This is a genomic window from Paenibacillus sp. ISL-20, from assembly GCF_018613005.1.
Classification (GTDB): Bacteria; Bacillota; Bacilli; order Paenibacillales; family Paenibacillaceae; genus Paenibacillus_AQ.
Genome location: NZ_JAGGRD010000001.1, coordinates 338,938 through 364,355 on the forward strand (window position 1 = coordinate 338,938; position 25,418 = coordinate 364,355).

Annotated in this window: 25 protein-coding genes, 1 pseudogene and 1 riboswitch; all 26 genes and pseudogenes read left to right on the forward strand. The window is 40.7% G+C overall.

Going from position 1 to position 25,418, the window contains the following annotated elements; genetic code table 11:
* Nucleotides 1-25 precede the first annotated feature (25 nt).
* Nucleotides 26-772 (forward strand): hypothetical protein, encoded by a 747-nt coding sequence (locus J7E85_RS01880; RefSeq protein WP_215154398.1) that lies wholly within the window; start codon nucleotides 26-28, stop codon nucleotides 770-772.
* A 49-nt stretch (nucleotides 773-821) separates the two neighbouring features.
* Nucleotides 822-1,946: a hypothetical protein gene (locus tag J7E85_RS01885; RefSeq protein WP_215154400.1), complete on the forward strand. Its 1,125-nt coding sequence runs from the start codon at nucleotides 822-824 to the stop codon at nucleotides 1,944-1,946.
* Between the two features lie 30 nt (nucleotides 1,947-1,976).
* Complete coding sequence (locus J7E85_RS01890; RefSeq protein WP_353049450.1) at nucleotides 1,977-2,696, forward strand: metallophosphoesterase family protein; 720 nt, start codon at nucleotides 1,977-1,979, stop codon at nucleotides 2,694-2,696.
* Nucleotides 2,693-3,337, forward strand: coding sequence for a sigma-70 family RNA polymerase sigma factor (locus J7E85_RS01895; protein WP_215154402.1), 645 nt, complete (start codon nucleotides 2,693-2,695; stop codon nucleotides 3,335-3,337). The genes J7E85_RS01890 and J7E85_RS01895 overlap by 4 nt, the downstream gene beginning before the upstream one ends.
* Nucleotides 3,338-3,407: 70 nt before the next feature.
* Nucleotides 3,408-3,617 carry a helix-turn-helix transcriptional regulator gene (locus J7E85_RS01900; RefSeq protein ID WP_215154404.1) on the forward strand — a complete coding sequence of 70 codons (210 nt, stop codon included), beginning with the start codon at nucleotides 3,408-3,410 and terminating at the stop codon, nucleotides 3,615-3,617.
* A 48-nt stretch (nucleotides 3,618-3,665) separates the two neighbouring features.
* A complete protein-coding gene (locus tag J7E85_RS01905; RefSeq protein ID WP_215154405.1) occupies nucleotides 3,666-3,911 on the forward strand; it encodes a hypothetical protein in 246 nt (81 codons plus the stop codon).
* Nucleotides 3,912-3,947: 36 nt separating this feature from the next.
* On the forward strand, nucleotides 3,948-4,517 hold the full coding sequence (locus J7E85_RS01910) for a metallophosphoesterase family protein (protein WP_215154407.1): 570 nt from the start codon (nucleotides 3,948-3,950) through the stop codon (nucleotides 4,515-4,517).
* Between the two features lie 5 nt (nucleotides 4,518-4,522).
* Nucleotides 4,523-5,008 (forward strand): IDEAL domain-containing protein, encoded by a 486-nt coding sequence (locus J7E85_RS01915; protein WP_215154409.1) that lies wholly within the window; start codon nucleotides 4,523-4,525, stop codon nucleotides 5,006-5,008.
* A 111-nt stretch (nucleotides 5,009-5,119) separates the two neighbouring features.
* Nucleotides 5,120-6,076, forward strand: coding sequence for a ParM/StbA family protein (locus J7E85_RS01920; RefSeq protein WP_215154410.1), 957 nt, complete (start codon nucleotides 5,120-5,122; stop codon nucleotides 6,074-6,076).
* Entirely contained in the window at nucleotides 6,061-6,333 is a 273-nt protein-coding gene (locus J7E85_RS01925) for a hypothetical protein (RefSeq protein ID WP_215154411.1), read from the forward strand. Before J7E85_RS01920 ends, J7E85_RS01925 begins: the two co-directional genes overlap by 16 nt.
* A 342-nt stretch (nucleotides 6,334-6,675) precedes the next feature.
* On the forward strand, nucleotides 6,676-10,650 hold the full coding sequence (locus J7E85_RS01930) for a helix-hairpin-helix domain-containing protein (RefSeq protein ID WP_215154413.1): 3,975 nt from the start codon (nucleotides 6,676-6,678) through the stop codon (nucleotides 10,648-10,650).
* Between the two features lie 17 nt (nucleotides 10,651-10,667).
* The gene (locus J7E85_RS01935; protein WP_215154415.1) at nucleotides 10,668-10,805 is read left to right on the forward strand and encodes a hypothetical protein; all 138 of its coding nucleotides are present in this window, start codon (nucleotides 10,668-10,670) and stop codon (nucleotides 10,803-10,805) included.
* A gap of 345 nt (nucleotides 10,806-11,150) precedes the next feature.
* Nucleotides 11,151-11,573 (forward strand): hypothetical protein, encoded by a 423-nt coding sequence (locus J7E85_RS01940; protein ID WP_251035367.1) that lies wholly within the window; start codon nucleotides 11,151-11,153, stop codon nucleotides 11,571-11,573.
* 198 nt (nucleotides 11,574-11,771) lie between these two features.
* Nucleotides 11,772-13,355 carry a recombinase family protein gene (locus J7E85_RS01945; protein ID WP_215154423.1) on the forward strand — a complete coding sequence of 528 codons (1,584 nt, stop codon included), beginning with the start codon at nucleotides 11,772-11,774 and terminating at the stop codon, nucleotides 13,353-13,355.
* A 23-nt stretch (nucleotides 13,356-13,378) separates the two neighbouring features.
* Nucleotides 13,379-14,275 (forward strand): annotated as a pseudogene (locus J7E85_RS01950) (CobW family GTP-binding protein); the annotation flags it as partial.
* Between the two features lie 41 nt (nucleotides 14,276-14,316).
* Nucleotides 14,317-14,712 (forward strand): hypothetical protein, encoded by a 396-nt coding sequence (locus J7E85_RS01955; protein ID WP_215154425.1) that lies wholly within the window; start codon nucleotides 14,317-14,319, stop codon nucleotides 14,710-14,712.
* A 39-nt stretch (nucleotides 14,713-14,751) separates the two neighbouring features.
* On the forward strand, nucleotides 14,752-15,003 hold the full coding sequence (locus J7E85_RS01960) for a YolD-like family protein (RefSeq protein WP_076321967.1): 252 nt from the start codon (nucleotides 14,752-14,754) through the stop codon (nucleotides 15,001-15,003).
* A gap of 108 nt (nucleotides 15,004-15,111) precedes the next feature.
* Nucleotides 15,112-15,191, forward strand: a riboswitch (ZMP/ZTP riboswitch).
* Nucleotides 15,192-15,256: 65 nt separating this feature from the next.
* On the forward strand, nucleotides 15,257-16,105 hold the full coding sequence (locus tag J7E85_RS01965) for a bifunctional 5,10-methylenetetrahydrofolate dehydrogenase/5,10-methenyltetrahydrofolate cyclohydrolase (RefSeq protein ID WP_215154427.1): 849 nt from the start codon (nucleotides 15,257-15,259) through the stop codon (nucleotides 16,103-16,105).
* A 315-nt stretch (nucleotides 16,106-16,420) separates the two neighbouring features.
* Nucleotides 16,421-17,413 (forward strand): LacI family DNA-binding transcriptional regulator, encoded by a 993-nt coding sequence (locus J7E85_RS01970; protein WP_215154429.1) that lies wholly within the window; start codon nucleotides 16,421-16,423, stop codon nucleotides 17,411-17,413.
* 180 nt (nucleotides 17,414-17,593) lie between these two features.
* Nucleotides 17,594-19,099 (forward strand): glycoside hydrolase family 32 protein, encoded by a 1,506-nt coding sequence (locus J7E85_RS01975; protein ID WP_215154431.1) that lies wholly within the window; start codon nucleotides 17,594-17,596, stop codon nucleotides 19,097-19,099.
* Nucleotides 19,096-20,517, forward strand: a complete 1,422-nt coding sequence (locus tag J7E85_RS01980) for a sucrose-specific PTS transporter subunit IIBC (RefSeq protein ID WP_215154432.1) — start codon at nucleotides 19,096-19,098, stop codon at nucleotides 20,515-20,517. Before J7E85_RS01975 ends, J7E85_RS01980 begins: the two co-directional genes overlap by 4 nt.
* Nucleotides 20,518-20,691: 174 nt before the next feature.
* On the forward strand, nucleotides 20,692-21,492 hold the full coding sequence (locus J7E85_RS01985; RefSeq protein WP_215154433.1) for a Cof-type HAD-IIB family hydrolase: 801 nt from the start codon (nucleotides 20,692-20,694) through the stop codon (nucleotides 21,490-21,492).
* 859 nt (nucleotides 21,493-22,351) lie between these two features.
* Nucleotides 22,352-22,852, forward strand: coding sequence for a hypothetical protein (locus J7E85_RS01990; RefSeq protein ID WP_244878840.1), 501 nt, complete (start codon nucleotides 22,352-22,354; stop codon nucleotides 22,850-22,852).
* A gap of 325 nt (nucleotides 22,853-23,177) precedes the next feature.
* Nucleotides 23,178-23,540, forward strand: a complete 363-nt coding sequence (locus J7E85_RS01995; protein ID WP_076321959.1) for a PadR family transcriptional regulator — start codon at nucleotides 23,178-23,180, stop codon at nucleotides 23,538-23,540.
* Nucleotides 23,527-24,543, forward strand: coding sequence for an HAAS signaling domain-containing protein (locus tag J7E85_RS02000; protein ID WP_215154434.1), 1,017 nt, complete (start codon nucleotides 23,527-23,529; stop codon nucleotides 24,541-24,543). The genes J7E85_RS01995 and J7E85_RS02000 overlap by 14 nt, the downstream gene beginning before the upstream one ends.
* 254 nt (nucleotides 24,544-24,797) lie before the next feature.
* A complete protein-coding gene (locus tag J7E85_RS02005; RefSeq protein ID WP_251035368.1) occupies nucleotides 24,798-25,244 on the forward strand; it encodes a hypothetical protein in 447 nt (148 codons plus the stop codon).
* Nucleotides 25,245-25,418 lie beyond the last annotated feature (174 nt).

Consider the following 25,418-nt stretch of genomic DNA (forward strand, 5'->3'; position numbering starts at 1 on the left):
AACATAATAAAAAGGAGATTATAAAATGACACTTGAAAACAGTATTAGGGATACGATTAGCAAGAAATTAGAGGATGGAACAATTGAAAAATTGATTGAGCAGCAACTTGAAAAAGGTATTGTGAACGCACTTGAAAATTTATTTAGGTCTTATGGAGATGTTACAAAAATAATTGAAGAACAAGTTAAATCAGTAATGGTTCCTTATTTGGAAACCTATGATTATTCAAAATACATAACTAAATTAGATAGTGTGATGGTAGATGTGCTCAAAAATTCGGCTCTGGAAAATAAAAAATTACTTGAGAATTTTAAATCCCTCATGAATACAGAAGACAATCCTAAAACAATAAAGGTGACAGATCTTTATGAAAAATGGATGGATTATGTTGCGAAGAGTATCAGCACAAGCGGTCTTGAAGTTGTTTATGAAGATGGCGTTAGCTATGAATCTGTTGAAGTAAGTTTTGAAATTGATTACAACGAATCACGAAACTGGAGCTCCTTCGAATATGCTGTGCTAAAATTTGAATGTGAAAAAGATGAAGATATGAACTTCGAAATTGGTTTATCAAGATACACAAAAGGTTCAGATAAAGGCTGGGACATGCGGTATGACGGAAAGCACGAATTAAGATCCCTAAGATATCTAAATGACTTTGAGATCTATTTAATGAAACTGTCTCAAAATCACACCACAATCATCATTGATGAGGATGGAAGCTCAGATGAAGTTCAACCAGAAGCTGAACCTGAACCAACATTTAGTTAGGACTTTTCAATAAAACACTTGCTTTATCAAGAATTTAGGAGGCCAGTATTTGAGCAAATTTGAACTAAGTTTATCCAAAGATTATGTGCCAGATTGGACAGTTGTTGACGCAGTGAGAGAATTGTTTCAAAATGCTTTAGATCAACAAACAACAACCGAAGACAATGAAATGTTTTTTAATTATGGTAAGGATAGTAAGACATTATACATAGGAAACAAATCATCTGTATTAGATGTGAAAACTCTGCTGCTAGGTGCATCATCAAAAAGAAACGACCCAAACACTATTGGTAAGTTTGGTGAGGGCTATAAGATTGCTACTCTGGTACTAACAAGATTTGATAAGAAAGTTACATTCTATAATTACGGTGCCAGAGAAGTTTGGAAACCACGTTTTGTGAAATCAAGACGTTATAATGGTGCAGAGATTCTTACTTTCTTTGTTGATAAGAAATACCCTTGGGCGAATATCCCAGATAATAATCTAACCATTACGATTGAGAACATCACTGAGCAGGACTATGAAGAGATCGTTGAATCAAATTTACATTGTCAAGATGTTGGAAGAGTTATTGAAAGTAAGTTTGGTAGAATCTTAGAGGAAGAACAATACAAGGGAAAGGTTTTCGTTAATGGCCTTTATGTATGCAGTTATCCAAAATATACTCAGGGGTACGACTTTAAACCAGAATACATAAATATAGATAGGGACCGAAAACTTGCAGATTCTTTTGAACTAGAATGGTTGTCGTCTAAAATGCTTGGTGGAGTTAATTCTGATAAGACAATCGAATTAATTAAGCAAGGTGCTGCAGATGTGGCTTATATCGCAAGCGCAGGTAGTATGAACTACAACAATTCAATTACTTCTATTGCTAATAAGACGTACACAGCATTTAAACAGGATTATGGGGATAAAGCAATACCAGTGACAACTCAAGAAGAGTATGAGGAAATTAGTAAATCAGCAGGTCAATATACCCCTGTTTTTGTACCAACTTCATATAGCAGCGTTATTAAAGCAAGCCAAGAATATCATCCACCAGAAATTAAGGTGAAAAATAAAGAGTCAGTAAGATCTAAGCTAGAAAGATGGTTGGCAAATCATAAACAAAACCTCAGTAAAAGGGCAATAAACAAATTGCAAACAATAATTGATGAGGTTGTAGAATAAGGGAGGATTGGTTATATCAGGACATTAGCAATTAGCGACATTCATGGTTGTTATGATGAACTAAACTTAATGCTCCACAAAATCAACTATGAACCTCAAAATGACAAATTAATTTTATTGGGAGATTATGTTGATAGAGGAATGAAGAGCAGGCAAGTAATTGAGCAAGTTAAAGTTCTTCATGAACAATGTGGTGTAGTTGTACTCAAAGGAAATCATGATGATATGATGGTAAGCGCCCTAGTTAACAATGACGACAGTTTCGATGCTCATTGGCTTAGTAATGGAGGATATCAAACAATAGAGAGTTATTGCGGATTTGACTTCTTCGAAGAACAATTTGATTGGGATACATATAAAAAGGCAAAGCAATTTATTGTAGATCATTTTTCAGAGCATATAGAATTTCTAAAGAATCTACCTTTATATCACGAAACTGATTCTCACATTTTCGTTCATGCTGGGATCAACCCGTTTTATGAAGATTGGAAAAAACAACCTGCCGACGATTTCGTATGGATTAGAGATATCTTCATTAACAATATCACAGGCATTGATAAAACAGTCATTTTTGGTCACACACCATGTGTTCACTTACATTCATCTGCAGATATTTGGTTTAGTCCCCTCGAAGACAAAATTGGAATTGATGGTGCATGTACATACGGCAAGCAGCTCAATTGCTTAGTGATCAGCGAAGGCGGTTATGAAACATTTAAGATAGGAAAAGGAGAAGGTTTATTCAATTGAGAACTGAACATGTAAAAAGAGACAATTCTCTTAATAATGAGGAACTAATTAAATTATCAAGAAACACGAACGATAAGCAAATAAGAGACAAAGTAATCAATAATAACATCCCTTTGGTACATTCATTAGTAAATAGGTGGATTAGAAATGGATCAACTGAAAATAAGGACGAACTAATTGGAATGGGGCTTTATGGCCTAGTAGTTGCTTTCGATACATATGATTTAGGTAAAAATATTAAATTCACATCTTACGCCGGGAAAGTTGTCTGGATGGAGTTCATGAAAAATGCACGATACAACCAAATGATTTGCAGGAGTAAATACACTAAGATTAGCATGGATGAAGAGCACAGAAAATTAAGTTCTAATAGTAATGGGAAGAAGATATTTATCTCTGATGTGGTTTCAGACGATAGAAACCACTACCTTTCCGTCGACGATGAGATTTATCGCGATCAACTTGCTAAGGCTATAGATACTGGATCGTTCACCGATAAAGAAAAAATAGTCGCAAAGCGATTTTATATCGATGGCAAGACTTTGGCAGATATCGGAAAGGAATTTAACATTACAAGGCAAGCTGTGTTTCAAACACATAAAAGAGGTACTAAGAAGTTGGCCGAATTAATGTTTCAATGAAAGATGCATTTCGTTAGATTTTTCTATATCAATATGTATAATAGTAGAAAACTAATTGGAGGGTCACACTATGCCAGAGATTCAATTTTCCAACAACTTAAAAAGATTTCGTGAGAGACTAGGATTATCTAAAGAAGAGTTGGCTAAAAGACTTGGAGTGTCTGATGTCACCGTAGGTTACTGGGAGAGTGGAAGGCATGATCCTCGTCTAAGTAAACTCAAAAATATAGCTGAAGTTTTAGGAGTTACGGTTTATGATTTACTTTTTGACGAGTCATAAGTCTAAAAGAAAGGCGACTTTCATCATAATTTAAAAAGGAGAGTTGAATTGTTTAAACAAATGATAACCGAATTGGATGAACACTATGGTGGACTCAAAAAATACGTTATTAAAAGACTGATCCAAGCTTATTTTGTATTGGTATTGTGTTGGGGGTTTGCTTATGCCTTAGATCGTTGGATGTTGAAAGATATTATTCTGGTGACAGGCTTTATGCCTATTGCTGCAATAGTTGTTGGGCTCCCAGCATATTGGTATCTTGATATCAAACCCTTCACGGATAATCAACAGTGAAATCTCCATTTTATAAAGAAAGGAAGAATTAAAGAAATGACTGTATTCTATACTTCTGATACCCATTTCTGTCACAAAAACATACTTCAGCATGAGAACAGGCCGTTTAATGATATTGATGAGATGGATACTGCACTAATTGAACAATGGAATAAGACCGTTGGGAAGAAAGATACTGTTTATCACTTAGGGGATTTCGTCTTTGGGGGGATTACCAAGTGGGAAAAGATCCTCTCACAACTCAATGGGGAAATTCATCTTGTTCTTGAAAATCATGACGATAAAAAAGTTGTGAAAAAGATCTTTCAATACTTTGATTCCATTGAAAATATGATAGTAAGAAATATTAATAAGCAGCATCTATTCTTGTGTCACTATCCAATTGAGATTGGTTTAACACCTAATACATATTCCATTCACGGTCATATCCATAGCAGACCCTCCAGTGCGATCAACCAAATCAATGTAGGTGTTGACAGTTCGTTCACCAAATCACTGGTAGGGTTCGGAAACTTAATTCCAGAGGATTTACTTCTCGATGGGCTTCCGTTTATCAAAGAAGAAATTATGACTCTTAGAAATAGTGTTAAAGAAGAGGAGAAGTGATTAAAATGCCTATACTCGGCAAGACAGAAACAATCGAGCTGTTGACTAAGCAAATTGTAAAAGAGTTCAGAAGAAAACCGCAAAATTTAAACTTGTACGTAGATTGGGATTTTATAGAATATGACAAAAAGAAAAGAGAGTACTACTTCGACACAGTGAAGAGAGATTGGAAGTCTATAGTTAAATTCCAAGATGGGTACAGCAAAAAATTTCTTACAGTGGATGTTGTGAAAAATTTGATATTGAATGAATATCCCGATGCTAAAACAATACATATTGATATTCGTGTAAAAGATGATCTAAACCTTTTGAAGACAAAGACAATTGATGAGATTGTTAGCCTTATGGACTTCAATGTTGTAGTTAATCTGGACAACGAAATCCTGTTATCGAGAGAGGAAATAATGCGGATGATTGACCTAGCTTTAGATATGGGAAATGAACAGTTGTTTATGGAATACTCAGCACAATATAAAGCTTACCAAATATAAAATAAACATATACAAATTAATGATATAATGGTACAATCTCTATGTATAAATTTGTATTACATCGTTAGTAATTTGTGACGAGTTGTGATCAAATGATTAGGAGGTTGTACCGTGTCTAACATTGACTTAAGCGTAATTGATCTAGGATTTAGCTATACGAAGGCGAAGAGAGGAGGGATTACATATATACAGCCATCAATTTCAGGTGAAGCACAGCCATTGTTTGAACAAAACATTAAACCGAATGATTTCTTCTATAATGAAGAATTGTTTGTGGGAAATTTAGCATTAAGACACAGCGAGATAAAGTATTTCACACTGAAAGACAATAAGAGCGAAGCCATGACATCTGAAGTTTTGCTTAAGACTGGATTGGGATATCTAAATAAGAGTCAACCTTTTAACATGGTTACTGGATTACCTATATCCTTCTACTTTAATCAATTAACTGATATGGAGCAGATGTTAAATTCAATAAGTAGTTCAAACGTGTATTCCATTAAAAAGGGTAAAGGTGCTTACACCGATATTAATCTAAACATAAATAAATACAAGATTGTTCCACAAGGTTACGGCGTAGCGATGGATTACATACTTGATGATTCAGGAAAGATAGGTCGCCGCGATGTTGCTCGAAAAAAAGTTCTTGTTGTGGATTTAGGATTCTACACTCTTAACCTATTAGGCCTAGACAAATTAGAGATCATGAAAGAATCAGTGAGTGTTTTTCTTGGAGTAGAAAAAGCATATAAACTATTGCGTAAATATTTACTCGATAAGATAGGAAAGGCTCCAGCCATATATGAACTCGATCCCTATGTCATTAGTGGAATTTATGAAGGATATGATATCAGACCGTTGATCCAAAAAGCGTTTAGATCATTGGCTATACAAGTTCAAAACGAAATTGATGGACTAAACATCAAGTTTGATTACTATCTAATAGGCGGTGGTGCTGCTTTTCAGATATTCGATAATCTTCATCTTCCTAACAAAATCCTGTTCGATCAAATAGCCCAAATTAATGGTTACGGGAAAATAGGGGTGAGACTGTGGGGAAGAAAGTAGTTATCGCTAGACTTCGACCAGGTAAGGATGACGACATCAGGAAGGCTTTAAAGGAACTGCCTCCTTATTATGATGAGAGTGATATTTTAAGAGAGGCCCTAAGACAGTTCTTATTTGGGCATGAAGGGAGACCGCCGACACTTATAGGGAGTCAAGTTTATAGCAGTCAACAACCCAAGGAAGATGATATCACTCTCGAAAAAATTGAATTTGACTCGGATCTTGATGAGAATCTGGATGGTTTCATTAAAGAGTAGGCTTTGCCTACTTTATACATACAGAGAAATATGATTAAAGGGGGTGGTAAAACTGAGTGTGAAATTGTTTCAAAAATACTATGTAGACTGTGGAGGACATTTAGATTTTCAAGGGTGGGATGTAATTGTAGTAAAGTCTAAACTATTTCAATTTAGATGGTTTACTGATTGTGGTTGTCATTTTTTATATGTCCATTTAGGCAAGAAGCATTGGAGATTAATTTAATGAAACCAATCTTTTATTAAGAAAGGGGAGAAAGTAGGACGACCATTAATAAAATTTGTGTCCCGACCATCCCCCACAAAGACACCTATTTGAGGAGTTTGGGATAATTATATCTGATGAAGGAGTGGAGAAAGATCTGTAAAAATTGCACAAATGAATACAAAGAGTTCAATTTTATCGGTTTACACTCCCATGTGGACAGGGGGTCAAACCTTAAACTTCGGGACACGACCAATACAGTTGAAGGACTTATTAAAACAGCCTGTCAGCAAGGGTATAAAGGAATAGCTATTACTGATCACGAATCAATTTCTGCTCATGTTAAGGCCATACAGACTGTCAATAAACTAAAAGAAAAAGAAAAAATACATAAAGATTTTAAACTAATCTTAGGCAATGAAATTTACCTAGTGGATAGCATTGAAGAGGTCAGAGACAATTACAAATCAGGAGTAACAAAGTTTCCCCATTTTCTTTTGCTGGCGAAGGATGAAATCGGCCATGAGCAGATTCGCTACATGAGTTCCCTAGCATGGAAAAACTCCTTTTATAGTGGCCCAATGTTAAGAACTCCCACTGAACAATCACTAATGGAATCAGTTATTAAGTCGAATCCTGGACATCTTATTGCTTCAAGTGCTTGTCTTGGCTCTCCCCACTGTATTGGACTCCTTGAAATGAAAACCCATCTAGAGAACAATAACAAATCAGAAGCAAAAGAAGCATATGGTCGAGTTTGTAAATTCACTGAATGGTGTATAGAGGTATTTGGAAAAGAAGATTTCTATCTTGAGCTTCAGCCAGCATACAGTGAAGAGCAAATTTACTGTAACAAAGAACTTTTAAAACTTGCTGCAGAATACAATTTGAAATACATAATCACAACTGATAGTCATTATTTAAGACCAGAAGACCGTATTGTTCATAAGGCTTTTCTAAATGCCAAAGAAGGTGAAAGGGAAGTTGATGCCTTTTATGAAGCAACATTTGTGCAAACAAAAGAAGAAATTCAAGAAAGATTAAACTATCTAGATCATGAAGTCATCAAAAATGCCCTTGATAACACAGTTGAAATTGGCAACAAAGTACAAGATTACACAATCCTGAAACCAACGGTTATTCCCAAAATTGATTTACCTGACTTTAAGTTAAGGGGTCTATTTAAATCAATTTACAGCCAATACGAATATATAAATAAGATGGCGCACTCCGAGAATAATCAGGACAAATACATAGTGAAATTAATCGAAGATGGTTTTTATACTCTGCTTCCCTATAAGACTTATTCAAAAGAGAAGTTGCACGAGGTTGCATCTAGAATTAATACAGAACTTGGAGAACTGTGGAAGATTTCAAAAACACTCAATCAGTCCATGGCTAGTTATTACATTACAGTTAGAGAAATTGTAAATGTTATTTGGGATGATGACTGTGGAAATAGCTTAGTTGGTGCTTCAAGGGGATCTGCAGCAGGGTATCTAATTTGTTTTTTATTGGGTATTACACAGGTTAATCCTCTGGAATATGGAATTGAAATGCCACATTGGAGACACTTAACTGCCGAGAGACCTGAATTTCCTGATGTGGACATTGATACTGAGGCCGCAAAAAGGAATCAAATATTTAGACAATTGAAGAATTATTTTGGTGAGGATAGGGTGCTTCAGGTTTGTACTTTCGGAACAGAAGCATCCAAGTCTGCAGTACAAACAGCAGCTAGAGGATTGGGAATAGACAATGATACAGCAATGTATGTATCAGGGTTAATTCCATTTGAAAGAGGAAGTAGTTGGTCATTAACTGACTGTGTAAATGGAAACGAAGAGAAAGAACGTAAGCCAGTTACAGAGTTTATTAATGAGATCAACAAACATGAGAATTGGCTTCGAGTGGCAATGAAAATAGAAGGCTTGGTAAACAAAAGAAGTATACATGCTAGCGGAGTAATTGTATTTAATGAAGAGTATTATAAATCAAATGCTCTAATGACAGCACCCAATGGCACCCATGTTACACAATTAAGTCTTGAAGACTGTGAAGCAGTATCTAATATGAAGTTTGATCTTCTGACAATTGAAGGATTAGACAAGATAAGAGTCACCCTCGATAAGTTAATTGAAGACAATAAAATATCTTGGCAGGGGACTTTAAGGAAGACATACGACAAATACTTGCATCCAAGTGTTATTGATATTACCAGTAAAGATTTATACGATCTTATTGGCTCGGATAGCATTACTGACTTATTTCAGTTTTCTACTGAAATCGGGATTCAAACAGTTAAACGAACAAAGCCTACAAATCTTATTGAGTTAGCTGCTGCTAACTCACTAATGAGATTAATGGGGGAACATGGTAAGGAGACACCAATTGACAGTTTCATAAGATTTAAAAACAACATTGACGAGTGGTATGAGGAAATGCTGTCGTTTGGGCTTAACCAGGAGGAAGTCAAAGTACTAGAAAGGCATCTTTTACCTCTAAGTGGAGTTGCGGACACTCAAGAGTCCATTATGCTTTTATCAATGGACAAAAAAATAGCAGGATTCGGAATAGAAGAAAGCAATAAACTACGGAAAGTTATTGCAAAGAAAAAAGCAGATGAAATTGAGGCCACCAAAAGAGATTTCTATGATAGTGGGATAGCTCTTGGGAATAGAAAAGAAATACTTGACTATGTATGGAATAAACAAATTGTTAGACAGTTGGGATACTCATTCTCGGTGTTGCACACACTTGCCTATTCCATTATTGCGTTACAGGAAGCCAACCTGAACATAAACTATGACCCCATATATTGGAGAACGGCTTGTCTCACAGTAAACTCAGCATCTATTGACGATGAAGAAGACCTGGACAACAGTAAATCCCAATCAACAAATTACGGTAAGATTGCTTCAGCAATAGGTAATATGCAATCTAGGGGTGTGAAGATTGGTTTACCTGATATAAATAAAGCGAATTTTGGATTTATACCTGATATCGAGAACAATCAGATAATTTTTGGGTTAAAAGGAATAAATGGAATTGGCGATGATGTAGTTCAAAATATTATTCTAAATAGACCCTATACATCGTTTGAAGATTTTGTTGAAAGAATGTTTGAAACTTCAATAATAAAGAAATCTCAAATGGTTCAATTAATTAAAGCTGGATGTTTTGAATCGTTTGGCAACAGAGAAGAAATTATGAGTAAGTTTATTAATGTAATATTCACACCAAAAACGAAATTGAATATGCAAAACTTTAATATGATTGTTGAGAACAGATTACTTCCAAATGAGTTGTCCTTTTATTCTAAGCTATTTAACTTCAGGAAGTATGTAACAAAGAAAGTACATAAGAAAGAGGATAAGGAAAAGTATTACTTATTGGATAATGTGTCAACACCTTTCTATTTTGAACATTTCACTGATTCAGGAATTGTTGATTACCATAAAAACCATCCAGTCATTTTAGAGTCAGTATTTAAAAAAGAATACGATAAAAAAATGGAGGGTGTGAAGGAATGGCTAACATCATCGGATACCCTACAAAAAGCAAATGAAAAATTATATCAAAACGAATGGGAGTCATTAGCAAGTGGATCACTTAGTAAATGGGAAATGGATTCATTATCTTTTTACTACACGGAACACGAGTTAGCTCATCTTGATGTAAACAAATATGGTTTAGTTAAGTTTAACGACTTACCAGAAACTCCAATTGTGACAGAAACAATGGTTTTTAAAAATGGAACTAGACCTAAGTTCAAACTCGATTTAATTGCAGGAACTGTGCTGGATAAAGATAAAAATAAAAATACTGTGTCACTTTTGACAATCGATGGTGTAGTTATTGTTAAGTATTATGATGGTGCTTTTGCAAATTACAATAAACAAGTCTCCAAAACAAGACCTGATGGCAGTAAAGAGATACTGGAGAAAAGCTGGTTTACAAGGGGAAATAAATTGATAATTCATGGTTATCGCAGAGGCTCACAATTCAAACCACAAAAGTACAAGGATTCTAAAATATCGCACACAACTATGTTGATTACTGAAATTAACCCTGATGGAACTATTAAAGTGAAGACAGAAAGAAGTAAATAAATTAAAGGAGAGATTAAATGAACATTGATAAAGATTTAAGTAAAGGTAAGATTGAGGAATTATTAGATCGATCGATTACCGAAGAAGAGTATAAAGAGATAGTTTCCACTATTCTCTATCAACTATTAGATGAGTGTAAACAAGAAAATGAGTAACTTTGATAGATTTCAAACACCATACCACCAACATAGGCTTCCAGATCTCCAGGAAGCTGCATCTAATGAATATTCGACTTGCAGTGGTTGCGATGAGTGTATAACCGAATCGGACGTTGCTTTAGGTGAAGTGTTAGATGTCCACGGAATGGTTGTTCATGATGATGTTGATTGTATCAAGAAGGCTGTTCAAGCAAAAACAATCTATATTTGAAAGGAAGAATTTAACTGACAAAGAACGAAGGAAAGCAGTTTGAAGCAGATATACAACAGTCATCTAAAGATTGCAAAATCTTCTTTACTCGTTTAAAGGACACTCATATTCCGGTAGAGTTGAGGTCGAAGGTGAGAGTCACAAAGAACGATTATGACTGTATACTGTTCGGGCAAGAAAGTTTATTTGCTTTGGAGTTAAAATCCACAAAACAAAAGTCTGTTAGCTTTGATGAAAAGATTATCAAGCAACATCAGATTGACAAGTTAAACGAGGCATCCAGTTTCGATAGAGTAATTTCTGGTTTCATTTTTAACTTTAGAGAACCCGACAATCGTGTGTTCTTTGTTCATATCAAGGATTTTATTGATTATAAATACATAGCTCAGAATCAAATTAAAGAACATAACTACAAAAATAAAGTGAATAAAAGTAGCATTTCATTAGCTATATGCGAAGAAATTGGATTAGAGATAAAGGGATTTAAGAAGAGAGTCAAATGGCATTATCATATGAAAGATTTTATTACGGAGGCAATTAATACATATGGCTAAAAGCGTGGATAAGAAAGTTGTAATAGGAAAGGTATCTTATTTGAATAAATATAATTATACAAGTTTTATTGTCGAGAAAATGTTAACAGAATTGAAGAAATAGTATATAATAAAAATATATAATAATAGAGTTTTGACTATGAATATTTCATATGTTAGAACTCTATTATTGTTATTAATGAGAGGAGAAAGTTATGGATGAAAGCATGTATATATGCAAGAAAATCTACTAATAAACTCGGGCAAAACGAAACAATTGATAACCAAATTGGCATCTGTAAATTCAAGGCAAAGGAATATGGTCTTGATGTGGTGGATATTAAGACTGATACTGGAACTGGTACAGATGACATTAACAGACCAGAAGTGAAAAGTCTGATCCAATTGGCTATAGAGGGAAAGTTTCAGTGTGTAATAATGAAGGGAATCAGCAGATTTTATCGGGATACGGAGAAGGGGCTTGGATTAATAAAAACCCTTGATCGAAATGGAATTCGAGTAATCACAATCGAAGAAGGGTTTGATTCAAAAGAGCAGAGAACGGGAACGGGAAAACTTGATTTGTCCAGGATTACAATGTACCTTATGTTCGCAGAAATGGAGTCTAAGAAGACAGCTGATCGAGTTAAATTTCAGCAAATGGAAAAAGCAAGAAAGGGTCAATGGAATAATGCGTCTAAGCCACCGTTTGGGTATAGATATAATTCCGAAACAAAAAAACTTGAAGTAGATCTAGTTGAATCAGAAATTGTTAGACTAATTTTCAATCTGTATGAAGAAGGTTACGGTATTAGAAGTTTGACAAATTATCTCGAAGGTGAAAATAATCAACATAAAAAATATAAATCACCAAATGACAGATGGACAATTGACTTAGTTGCATACATCTTAAAAAACCGAAGTTATGTTGGAGATGTAGTATACAATCAACGAAGCAGAACTGAAAATGTGTATAAGCGCAATCATAAACTGAAGGGTGTTGATAGAGATGTATGGGTTGGTAATACTAAAAATAATAAAGAAGAATGGGTTGTGAGTAAAAATGCCCATGAAGCAATTATAACAAGAGAGCAATTTAAGAGAGTAGAGACGATACAGAAAATAAAATCTAAAAACAAAGGAATTAGAAGAGAATTTTCGTTATTTGCGGGTATCGCAAAATGTGGAATTTGCAAGAGTGGATTATCTCTAAAGAAAAATAAAATCAATAAGCATAAGTCTCGAAAAAGTTATTATTATTGTGTCAAGTATATTAAATACGGCAAATCAATGTGCGGTAATCATCGTATAGAGGAAAGTGTGCTGGAGCAAACAGTTATCTCACACATGCTATCACTAATTAATGACGAAAAAGTACTTAACGAATTTATGGATAAACATAAAAATGCTTTAACTGAAAACAACTCAAGTAAAATGAACGAACGGACTAAAATTGAATCTTCTATAAATTCAGTGACAAACAAAATGGATATGCTTTTAGAAAAAAATATGACTGGAGCAATATCGGATCTACAATTTAAATCAATGAATCTCAAATATTCAAATGAATTGGAAAGTTTAACAAACCAACTTGAAGAGTTGGTAAAAGATATTGTGCAAGACCAGCCACAAACGGAGCAGTCTTTGGAGGAACACTTGATGTTCATTAAATCTAAAGTAACAGATTATTGGAATATGGATAAGGAAGCGAAAAGAGCCTTTATTCTTCAAACAATAAGCGAAGTAGTCTTACATGATGATGATGTACTAAAGGTAGATATTGAGTATCATTTTGGGCTGTAGATTATTAATACTACAGTGATTATATTAGCGAGCCCGTGCCTGTTGCGCAGACCTTTGTTTATCCAGATGAGGTATCCGGTGTACAGCTGTCCGACCTAGCACGGCTGGATTGCATGGTGACGGTTGTAGACGCGAACCGATTCTGGAAAGACTTCTCTTCGGGCCAAAGCCTGCTCGATCGGAAGGAAGCGCTGGGCGAAGAGGATACGCGGGAAGTGGTGGATCTGTTGATCGACCAGGTTGAGACGTGTGATGTGCTGCTGTTGAACAAATGTGATCTGGTAAGCGAAGACGAATTGGCCAAGGTGGAAGGCATACTTCATAAGCTTCAGCCAAGCGCCAAAATCATACGTACTGTGAAAGGACAAGTCGCACCTGCGGAAATTCTGAATACCGGTTTATTCGATTTTGAGAAAGCCAGTCAGGCCCCCGGCTGGATTCAGGAGCTTCAGAAGGAAGAGCATGTGCCAGAAACGGATGAATACGGCATCAGCTCTTTTGTTTATCGGAGAAGAAGACCGTTTCATCCGGAGCGGCTGGCAGCATTCATGAGTTATTGGCCGGAAGAGGTCGTACGCGCGAAAGGGATCGCTTGGCTGGCAGTGCTTGAGGATGTTGCGGCAAGTCTAAGTCAAGCGGGTCCTTCGATTCAGTTCGGGCCAGCTGGATATTGGGTGGCTGCTTTAACCGAGCAGGAACAGCAGGAACTTATTCAGAGTGAGCCGGATGTGCAGCGAAAATGGGATGCCGTCTGGGGGGATCGGATGACCGAGCTCGTGATGATCGGGATTGGGATGGAACAGTCACTAATCGAGCAGGAGCTGGACGATTGTCTGTTGACCGATCAGGAAATGCAGCTGGATTGGTCGACGTTTAACAATCCGCTGCCATGGATGGCCATCGAAGAGCTATCACTGTAAGGTTATATTTTTTTGATTAAAATTAATCGTAATAATTACGAATGGATAAGGAGCCACTTGAGGGCTTTACAGGTAATCTAGAATATAATCCCCTTTGCGTAGACAGTGCTGAAGAAGAGCGCTACAGTTTACTTAAGGGGATTTTTGTCATGGAAAAGTTCATAAAGAAGAATACGAAAGAAGCAGGGGAATATGCGGAAATTCATCATTTAAAAACTCAATTGCAGGAAAAGTTATTACCCTGTTTAGAAAGCGCCCTTCAGAAGGACCGGGTTTTAAAAAATCATTTAATGATGTGGTCAATCTATTTATCTGTCCAGAACTTATACCTATCAAGTCCAGAGCACCTGCTTTGTATTTGTTGTATAATAGGAAGAATAGGAAGAAGATTCCCAATTCATGTTTCGATGATAGCTTTAACGTATTTCAGAATGTAATGCTGACGCATGAGCAACATCAATCAGGAGGACAAGGTAATGGCAAAAGCAAAGGTTCCAAAGAGACCCACTAGAGATGAGTTTGTACTGGAAGAACTCGGAAATCAGCTTACGGAAGCTTACCAGGAGGAATCGGTTATCGTGCTGACGGTCTGGGGAAGGGAAGAGGCGGTCCGCGGGCAAATCGATCAAATGGACTCCCGAACAGGGAAGGTACATATGAAACAGAATGGCGTTATTACGAAGGTTCCTTTTATGGACATTATGGAAGTGAATTATCCGAGAGACTAATCAGAATCATGTGTGCTTCCCGCAAATGAATCAAAGAGATTGTGATTTAAAGCGGTCGGCTTCATACCCGGTAGCGTGAAGTCCAAAGTCGTGGTATATTAAAAAAAGTTATCTATGTGTTACTGGCGTAGCTTGGGGTACCAAGAGGGAGCACATAGGATCATATGCCGTACGCCTGGGCAAGAGGTAAGGAGACGATCAGTCGCCTTGCCTCTTTATGTTTTTTAATACAATGGCGAAGGAGCGGATTAGCATGAGTAAGGAACCCGTAATTTTAGATGGAAAAAAGGTATCCGACGATATCAAGGCCAAGCTGGCTGTAAAGGTACAGGAGTTGAAGTTGCAGGGGGTAACGCCTTGTCTGGCAACGATTCTGGTTGGCGATGATCCTGCTTCGGCGACCTATGTGCGGATGAAGGGAAATGCTTGCGAGCGGCTTGGCATCATATCCAAGAAAGTAGTGCTGGAGACATCGACAACGACCGAGGAGCTGATTGCTGCGATTCAAGAGCTGAACGAGGATCCGAATGTCCACGGTATTCTGCTGCAGCATCCGGTACCGCATCATATCGATGAACGGGCAGCCTTTGATGCCATTGACATTAAAAAAGACGTGGATGGAGTAACCACGCTCGGTTTCTCGCAGAATGCGTTTGGTTTTGCCGATTATCCGTCTTGTACGCCTGCTGCGATTATTGCGATTATGGATTATTATGATCTGCCGATCGAAGGGAAGCATGCCGTGGTGGTCGGACGCAGTCCGATTCTGGGTAAGCCGGTATCGATGATGCTGCTTAATCGCAATGCTACCGTTACGATCTGCCACTCGAGAACGAAGAACCTTGGGGAGATTGTGTCCCAGGGAGATATCGTGGTTGCGGCCGTAGGCAAGCCTAATTTCATTCAAGGGGACTGGATCAAGCCGGGAGCCGTCGTATTGGATGCCGGCTATAATCCAGGCAATATCGGCGACTGCGATTACGATGCCTGCGCGAAGTTGGCATCCGCAATTACACCAGTACCTGCCGGTGTTGGCCCCGTTACGATTGCTACATTGCTGAAGCATACCGTCGAATCGGCTGAGCGAACCGTGCAAGGTTAACAGTAACCATGTAATAACGGGATAAGGCACGGTCCATTTGCGCGTCCCGAAAGGGGATTTGCATGGAGAATCCCCCTTTGAATCGCTTCGTTCCTCGCTAGAATCTGGAACGCAGAAAAGTATTGCCCATCAAATGCTCGGGGTGGAGTCTGCATTTCACGGATACCTGGACGTCATGGTATAGTTAGGAAAAAGCAAAATCGAAGGGGAGAGATTCATGCACAAACAACTCATTTCCAGTTGTGCTGCGGAGCAAGGAGCTGTGGAGGATAATCTGTTCGTTGCAGCGCCGCAAGCGGCTCCCGGGAGCACCGAATGAAGAACACGATTGCAGATATTGCCAAAAAAGCCGGAGTTGCCAAAAGCACCGTCTCCCGTTTCTTAAACGGAGGTTCTGTCAGTAATGCAACACGCCGTAAGATAGAGCTGGTCATTCAGGAAACCGGTTATATTCCGAATTCGTTTGCACAGAGCTTGAAAGCGAAAAAAACCAGCATGATCGGTACCATTGTGCCCCGTCTGGATTCATTCTCAGCATCACAGACCGTTGCCGGCATGGATGAAGAATTAAGAAAACACGGTTATCAGCTTCTCATTATTAATGCAAGCCAGGACTTATCCAGGGAGATTGAAGCGCTGTATGATCTCGCCAGACAAAAAATATCTGGGATTATTTTATTCGCCACTCAGGTGACGGAAACGCATCTTGCAGCGATTAAAGAGATCGGCGTCCCCGTCATCCTGCTCGGACAACAGCATAAGGATGTCCACAGCATGATATATAACGACTATGCCGCAGGTTATGACATGGGCCGATATGTGCTGTCCATGGGACACCGTCATATAGCTTATATCGGCGTGACGGAAAAAGACGTTGCTGTCGGAGTTCAGCGGAAGGAAGGGTTTCTGAAGGCGTTAAGCGAGTATGACGAGGTGGAGGCGGTTCTCTATGAGAGTGGGTTTAAGATGTCGGATGGTGTAAAGACCGCATTGTCCATTTTTGAGTTGAACCGAACGCTGCCAACTGCAATGGTCTGCGCTACCGACAACATCGCGTTAGGCGTTATGAAAGCGGCTCATATGAAGGGCATCCAGATCCCCAACGAACTCTCCGTTACCGGATTTGGCGGATACGACGTTACCGAGGTAATTCATCCCGGATTGACAACGGTTAAATATGGATATTCCCAAGCGGGCCACCTCGCCGCTCAGCATATCATAAAGCTGGTCAACGACGAGCCTGTGGATTTCCTGACGGTCATGAATTGCGATATGATTCATCGGGAAAGCGTTGACAATCTAAAATAGGTATTTTATACTGAAAAAAAAGGAACCGGTTCCAATACTGCTTTTGCTTGGTATTGGAGCTGAGTTCATTATTTTTAACCCTGATTGGAACCGGTTCCGTTAGAAATGGGTTAGGCTGATGTTCACGCATAGCATGATCAGTTTGTTTTTTGAGAAAGCCTATATACAAGGAGAAGAGACATGGACAGAGAACGGAGATACCGACGCCTGGATCAGGCCTCTCCTGAAGAGATTGCCTCCTTGAAGGAGCAAGCGAAACGAAGCGAATGGAGGCAGAGGTTTCACGTACAGCCCATCATGGGCTTGCTGAATGACCCCAACGGATTTTCTTATTATAACGGGAAATACCACTTGTTTTATCAATGGTTTCCTCTGGGCACGTTTCACGGCCTGAAATACTGGTACCATACCTCCTCCACGGACTTGGTGCACTGGCAAAACAAAGGCATCGCCATTGAGCCCGGGTACTCGCATGATGCATATGGCGCCTATTCGGGAAGCGGGATCGTGAAAGACGACAAACTGTATCTGATGTATACCGGGAATACCCGGGATGAGGAATGGAACAGGCATTCTTATCAATGCATGGCCGTGATGGACCGTGTTGGCACCATCACGAAGCTCGATAAGCCGCTGATTGACCGTGTGCCGGACGGATATACCGAGCATTTCCGGGATCCGAAGGTATGGAAAGACGAAGACCTGTTCCGGTTCGTCATCGGCGCCCAAAGGGACGATCAAACAGGAACGGCTGTCGTGTATGAATCACCGGATTTGCTGGATTGGTCATACAAAGGGGAAATCCAGACCCGTCTTGAACATTTCGGCTATATGTGGGAATGCCCCGATTATTTTGAACTGGAAGGACAGGGCGTGCTGCTGTTTTCGCCGCAGGGGCTGAGTCCGCAAGGCGACGAATTCCGGAACGTTTACCAATCTGGCTACATCGCGGGCAAGCCGCTGGATCGGGGGACGCTGGAGTTTGAACACGGCTCCTTTTACGAACTGGACAGAGGTTTTGATTTCTACGCACCACAGACCATGGTGGATGAGAAAGACCGGCGCATCATGGTAGGCTGGATGGGCTTGCCGGAGGTCGTCTATCCAACCGATTCGCATGGCTGGGCGCATTGTTTGACGCTTCCACGTACGCTCTCGTTCCGTGAGGGTAAGCTGATTCAGCTGCCTGTCCCCGAGTTGGAACTTCTTCGTGAGACGACAGCGATGGAAGCAGCGGATACGCTTTACAGCGAAGTGAAGAGTTATGCAGGGGTTGAGGGAACCGTATTCGAGATGACATGCGAGTTTCATGGGATCGAAGCGGACGTTGTTGGCATTGAATTTCGAGCTGGCGAAACGGAGCGGACCGTCATCTGGTATGACGCCGTCAGGCAAAAGGTTACGCTAGATCGCTCATCATCGGGTGCAACGATTGTGAGTGATTACGGAACGACACGAACCTGTATGCTGCATAACAAAGCAGACTCGATCAAATTCCATCTCTTTGTGGATATTTCTTCGGCAGAAGTGTTCGTCAATGATGGCCAAGAGGTGTTTACGAGTCGGATATTTCCCAAGCAGGACAGCCGTCATATTCGATTTTTCGCAAAAAACGGCAGCACTGGCTTAAAGGTCACGAAGTGGGATCTTGCCCAAGCCGTAAAAGATATAGAAGGGGATGAATGAACATGGCAGCGGATAATCGGAAAATTGCAAGGCAGGTAGTGGAAGCCATCGGTGGCAGGGAGAACATCGCTTCCTTTGCCCACTGTGCTACGAGACTCCGAATTATGGTTCACGATCAGAAGAAGATAGACCAGAAGAAGGTCGAGAATATCGATAAGGTTAAAGGAGCTTTTTTTAACTCCGGCCAATATCAAATCATTTTCGGAACAGGAACCGTTAATCAGATTTTTGAAGCGGTAGAATCGCTTGGGCTTGAGAGCACAAGCAAGGATGAGTTGAAATCCGAGGCGAAAAAATCAGGAAATCCGTTTCAGCGGGCGATTCGCACGTTCGGTGACGTCTTTGTGCCGATTATCCCGATACTAGTCGCCACAGGTTTGTTCATGGGATTACGGGGATTATTGACGCAAGAAACCGTCCTCGCCTGGTTTGGAGCGACGCCCGACGATATTTCGCCTAATTTTCTGCTTTTCACCCAGGTACTGACGGATACGGCTTTTGCTTTCTTGCCAGCATTGGTGGCATGGTCCGCATTCCGGGTGTTCGGAGGCAGCCCTGTGCTTGGTATCGTGCTGGGTTTGATGCTGGTTAACCCGGCTCTTCCCAACGCATATAGCGTGGCGAACGGTTCGGCCGAAGCGCTCATGCTCTTCGATTTCATTCCGGTTGTCGGATATCAGGGTTCGGTCCTGCCAGCCTTCTTCATCGGACTGCTGGGCGCGAAATTCGAGAGATTTTTGAGAAAGCGTATTCCTGAAGCGATTGATTTGATCGTTACGCCATTTTTAACCCTGCTCGTTATGATCATCCTTGGTCTGTTCGCAATCGGACCCGTGTTCCACTCTCTGGAAGAGGTAGTCATGAACGTGACCACCTTCTTGCTGGAGCTGCCGTTCGGCATTGCGGGTCTTGTGATCGGCTTCTTCAACCAGATTATTGTGGTCACGGGCGTGCATCATATTTTTAATTTTCTTGAAATTCAGCTTCTCGAAAAGACAGGAAGCAATCCGTTTAATGCGATCGTGACAAGCGCCATGGCAGCTCAAGGCGCAGCTTGTCTGGCTGTCGGACTCAAGACGAGAAACAAAAAACTAAAGGCATTATCGCTGCCATCCGCATTCTCGGCCATGCTGGGAATTTCGGAACCGGCGATCTTCGGGGTCAACCTCCGTTACGTCAGACCGTTCGTTATCGCCCTGATCGGCGGTGGCGTGGGCGGTTTCATGGCTTCCATCTTCCAGCTTGAGGCTACGGGTATGGCGATTACCGTTATTCCCGGTACGCTCTTATACTTGAACAGTCAGCTTCCACTTTACATTTTGTGCAACTTAACAGCGATGGCTCTAACTTTTGTGTTGACTTGGTTGTTCGGATTCAATGATAAAATGCTCGATGAGGTTCGCTCGGAAGCGAAATAATTATTTATATTTATTCGATTTTTGATATCATAAAAACCGCGCTCCGGCGCGGTTTTTATGCATGATCGGGAAGCGTCCGATCGACCTTGCAGAAATAATGGCTTGCTCTGAAATGCTTTTCATCATTTACAATATGGTTACTGGCAAGAATATACGGAAGAGGGGCGAGTTTTATTGAATAAGAAAATCATATTTTTTGATATTGACGGGACGCTGCTGGATCATGAAAAGAAGGTTCCAGCTACAACCAAGGAGTCCATTCGTGAGTTAAAGGAAGCCGGGCACATCGTCGCCATAGCGACAGGGCGCGCTCCTTATCATTTTGAAGAGCTGCGGGAAGAGCTCGGTATCAATTCTTATGTTTGTTTGAACGGTCAGTATGTGGTTCATGAAGGCAAACCGATATATGGAAATCCATTAGCACAAGACGCCTTGCAGCAGCTGACAGAGCAGGCCGTGGAGCTTGATCATCCGATCATATATGCCGGCAGTGAGGCCATGAAGATGAACGTAACTCAGCATGTTCATATCGATTCAAGCTGGGGGGAACTGAAACTCACGATCCCGGAATATGATCCCGAATATTACTTGGGCAGAGATATTTATCAGGCTATTGTATTCTGCACGGAGGAAGAGGAAGCTGCTTACGTGAACAGATTCGAAGGTCGGTTCGATTTCGTTCGATGGGGCCCTTATGGAATCGATGTGTTGCCGGCTGGCGGCTCCAAAGCCGGAGGGATCAAACAATTGATTCAGCTGCTTCAGATCGATTTGGAAGATAGCATCGCATTTGGCGATTATCTGAATGATCTGGAGATGCTGTCGTACGTGGGCTACGGTGTGGCGATGGGCAATGCGCCGGAGATTGTCAAGCAGGCGGCCAGATATATAACCCGGGATGTTGATCAAGATGGTATACAGTACGGCCTTCGTATGTTGGGTCTCCTGGGCAAGGAAGCGCAGGAGATCGTATAGTTTTATTGTGATAAAAAGTTATGCAGCGTGTCAGTCTTCGTTCCTACGGAACGATAAGGACTGGCATGTTTTCGGTTTGAAGCGTATTTTAGTATTTTAGGTAAGGACCAAACCGAAGTAAAGAACGCCTTTGGATCACGCTTAAGATGGGGAAGACCTGTTAAACCAGATGAAAAGGCTTTCAAAGCTTGGTTTGATCAATCATATTTAAGACTAAGGTCTAGCTGGAAAATAGACCTCAGTCTATTTTCGGGAAAGAAATGTTTCTGTGAAATTATTGAAAACTGAGTTCGAAATGAAAACTGAAGGAGCTGTTCCCAACGATGTCTTCAAATAATCAAAATCAGATTGGAGAAACAATGATTAAGAGGATGGTGCTCAGATTATGAGATTAGTTGATAAAGATCCGACCATACAATCTTATTTTAAAGTTTGGGCTGCACTCGGGGTCTGTGCCATAACTCTGATAATCGTTATATTCAAGCCTTTTTTTCCAGACGGGCCAGAATATACAAAGGGATTTGCTCCCCTGTGGGTTACGGCATTCGCCGCAATAATTGGAGTGATCGCTTTGCTGCTGTCAACGGGTTGGACACGAGTAAGATTTGTACCACGGCTACTCGTACTAACCAGTGCATGGAGTGCTTCTATTCTATTAACTTGGTCATCAGCTGGTATTGTCTTTGACGCACTCCGAACGGCCGCTGTGCTTGGAATACCTGGTTTGCCCCCCGTCGTGGACTGGTTAGGCTTTGCGTCTCGGGCTATAAGCCTCACAGGGGCAATATTACTGGCGATGGTTACCATCTCTTATCAGCGCGTATCCCGCGGTGCATGTGTTTCGTGTGGCCAAGGGCTCTTGATCAAGGGGAAGATTCGCTCGAATGCGTGGCTTGGCTATACCGCCTTCATCCTTTCTTTTCCATACCCTTTACTGAAAATCTACTGGTCAATTGGCGGGGCCTTAGGGGGCGGTCAAAATTTCGGTCATCATACTGCGTTTGGGGAAATTCTGGTTTTCGGCGCTAGTGCATTGCTTTCCCTTGCTCTTGTCCAAAGGTGGGGGCGCATATTCCCACGTTGGGTCCCGTTTTTTGCTGGCAAAAAAGTTCCTCGCTGGATTTTAATCACTGGAGGTTGGATCGCCGCCTGCATGACAGCTCCTATGGGACTACTGGCGATATTTGGGGCTTTAATGCAAGCACTAGGTCTGGCTGATGGTCCAGTGCGTTTTGATGGCAACGGATTGATGGTATCGATGGTGTACGGAGGATGGTTGTTGTTAGGCATCGCACTTGGCGGAGCCACCTGGGGCTATCAGCAGCAAACTAGAGCCAGTTGCGTACAATGTGGCCAATAACTTTATTTATAAGGGGGCCATTTTGAGAATGTTTCACTATATTGCAGAGGGAACTGATTCGTTCGGCAATCGTGAAACGTTAACCCATCCGGCGGTGGCTGTCTAAATGAGATGAGAGTATTTAAGAAGGTTATCTTATGGTCTGGGACTGTCCCGGTCGTATGATAACCTTTTTTACATGAAAGGAGAGGCTTTAATGTGGCCTGCTGTCTGGTTCAGTAGCCTTGCAACAAGTATTAATTGAAAAATATTTGCGGATAATAATCATTAGACTATATACATTAGTGTGTGACATACAGTATAATAATTTCCAGGAGTTGATGATATGTCAGAGGATCAAGACATTCTGCACAGTTTGGTGCAGGAGCTTCGGCGAGGAACCATCATTCTTGGTGTCCTCAGCCAATTGTCGGAACCTCAGTATGGATATTCATTGGTGACCATACTGCAGGAGAAGGGGATCAGCGTGGAAGCGGGTACCCTGTATCCCTTGCTGCGGCGGTTGGAGAAACAAGGCTTGCTGGATAGCGAGTGGGATACGAATGAGGCTCGTCCGAGAAAATATTACATCATAAGTCAGACAGGTAAGGATATATATCGGCAGCTATATCATGAATGGAAGGTTATGATGACAAGTCTGGAGGGACTTGTTGATGACAAGGGGGACTCAGGTAATGGATCTGATTAACAGGTATATTTATGCAGTGACGCAGAAACTGCCCGAATCGCAAAGGGCCGATATTGAAAAGGAACTTCATGGACTCATCGAAGATATGCTGGAAGACAGGGGCGCTGGTGGTGAGATCGCAAGCACTGAAGCTGTAGAACAGGTGCTGCTTGAGCTCGGGCCGCCCGGGGAAATGGCAGCCAGATACAAAGGAAGGGAAAGGTATCTCATTGGTCCCGGTTTGATTGACAGCTATTGGTCCGTCCTGAGGATCGTTCTGTATTCGATAGCCGTTGCTCTTGGCATCGTCTATATCATTGATTTCTTTACACGCTCGGATCCCACCGCCGAGCAGCTTCTTGAGTACTTCGTCTCATTGCTGAGTGTAGCAACCCAAGCGTTCGTTTGGGTCACCGTGATTTTTGCCTATATCGAATACCGTGGTACTCGCCAAGTCCCCAAAGATGCATGGAAACCGGCCGATTTACCCGTAATACCGGATCCTGCCTCGCAGATTAAACCGATTGAGCCTGTGCTCGGCATCATATTTTCCATACTGTTCTTCGTATTATTCACGTTTTCTATTGATCTGATCGGTGTTTATCGATTAAATGAAACCCTGGTTGCTATTCCTGTATTTGAACTAGCTGCATTTGCCAAGTATCTCCCGTTGATATGGTTTCTGACAGCCTTCAGCATGCTCAAAGATAGCATCAAGTTAATTACACGAAAGTGGACGCCGCAGCTTGCCGTCGTTCATGTCATGTTTAACGTGGCTTCCGTTATCGTGGCAGTCATCTTGTTCTCCGATATAACGATCTGGAATCCGACATTCATGGATCAGCTCGTTCTAGCGGGTCTCGTAACGCCGGGAGATGAAGCATATGAGACCGTAAAATCAATTTGGGATCGATTCAGGGACGGCCTCATTTACATCATTGTGGTCATTACCCTTATTGATACCGTATCTGTCGTGATGAAAGGGTTTCGGGGAAAGGAAGGAAATACGGCGTTAACCAAGTAAGACATAGGTAAGCAGCAGGAGCTATCCCTTAAGGGGTAGCTCCTTTTTCTGTTCAGTTAGACCATGAACGACACGCGACCCATCGGATAAGCATAGGATATGGAACGACGCAAATAATTTATTGACAAAAATGTGAATGATATGTGTCAAAATTATGTACAATGGTGTTATAATAGGGTAAGAGTTAAATGAAAACCCTTACAGAATGAACGGAGCTGATTATGATGAAATACGCAATCCATTACTCTACGAGAATGAAAGACGTTATTTTGTTTTCCTTTGTTATTAGCATTATTCTGTTTCAAGTAGCTACCTTGACCGAATATTCTTATCCTGTCCTATTCTATATGCAGATGGCGGTGAACGTCGTTGTTGTTGCGGCACTAGCGATTGAAGGGTATGCCCGATTGGTGAAACGGGAAGTGAATATTGAGGAGAATTCAGATACGATCACCATCAATGGCGTAGAAATTCATGCGGACCAGATTCGTGAGATCAAGGTTTCCGGATGCCATAAAACTGCATTCCAAATTAACCTCAAGGACAAGAACATGAATCCGATGTATTGCTGCTTTAAATTTGAAGAGAAGAATTGTAAAGGGATTCGGAGTCTTACGCGTTGGGCCGAGCGGAACCAGGTTTCCGTGCGTAAGGTTGGACCGCAAACCCGTTCCGGTTTGGTTCTCTCGTCTAACAATTAATATGCCAATTTATATCATGAATAGAAGCGCCTGAACCATCGAGGAATGGGTTCAGGCGCTTCTTTGTTTTGGTTAGAGATGTATGGTGTTTTCCGGACATATGCACTTATGCGTGACTGAGCAAGTGAATTTACTATGACCGTTTGTTATTTTCGTCCCGGGATAAGCATGAGC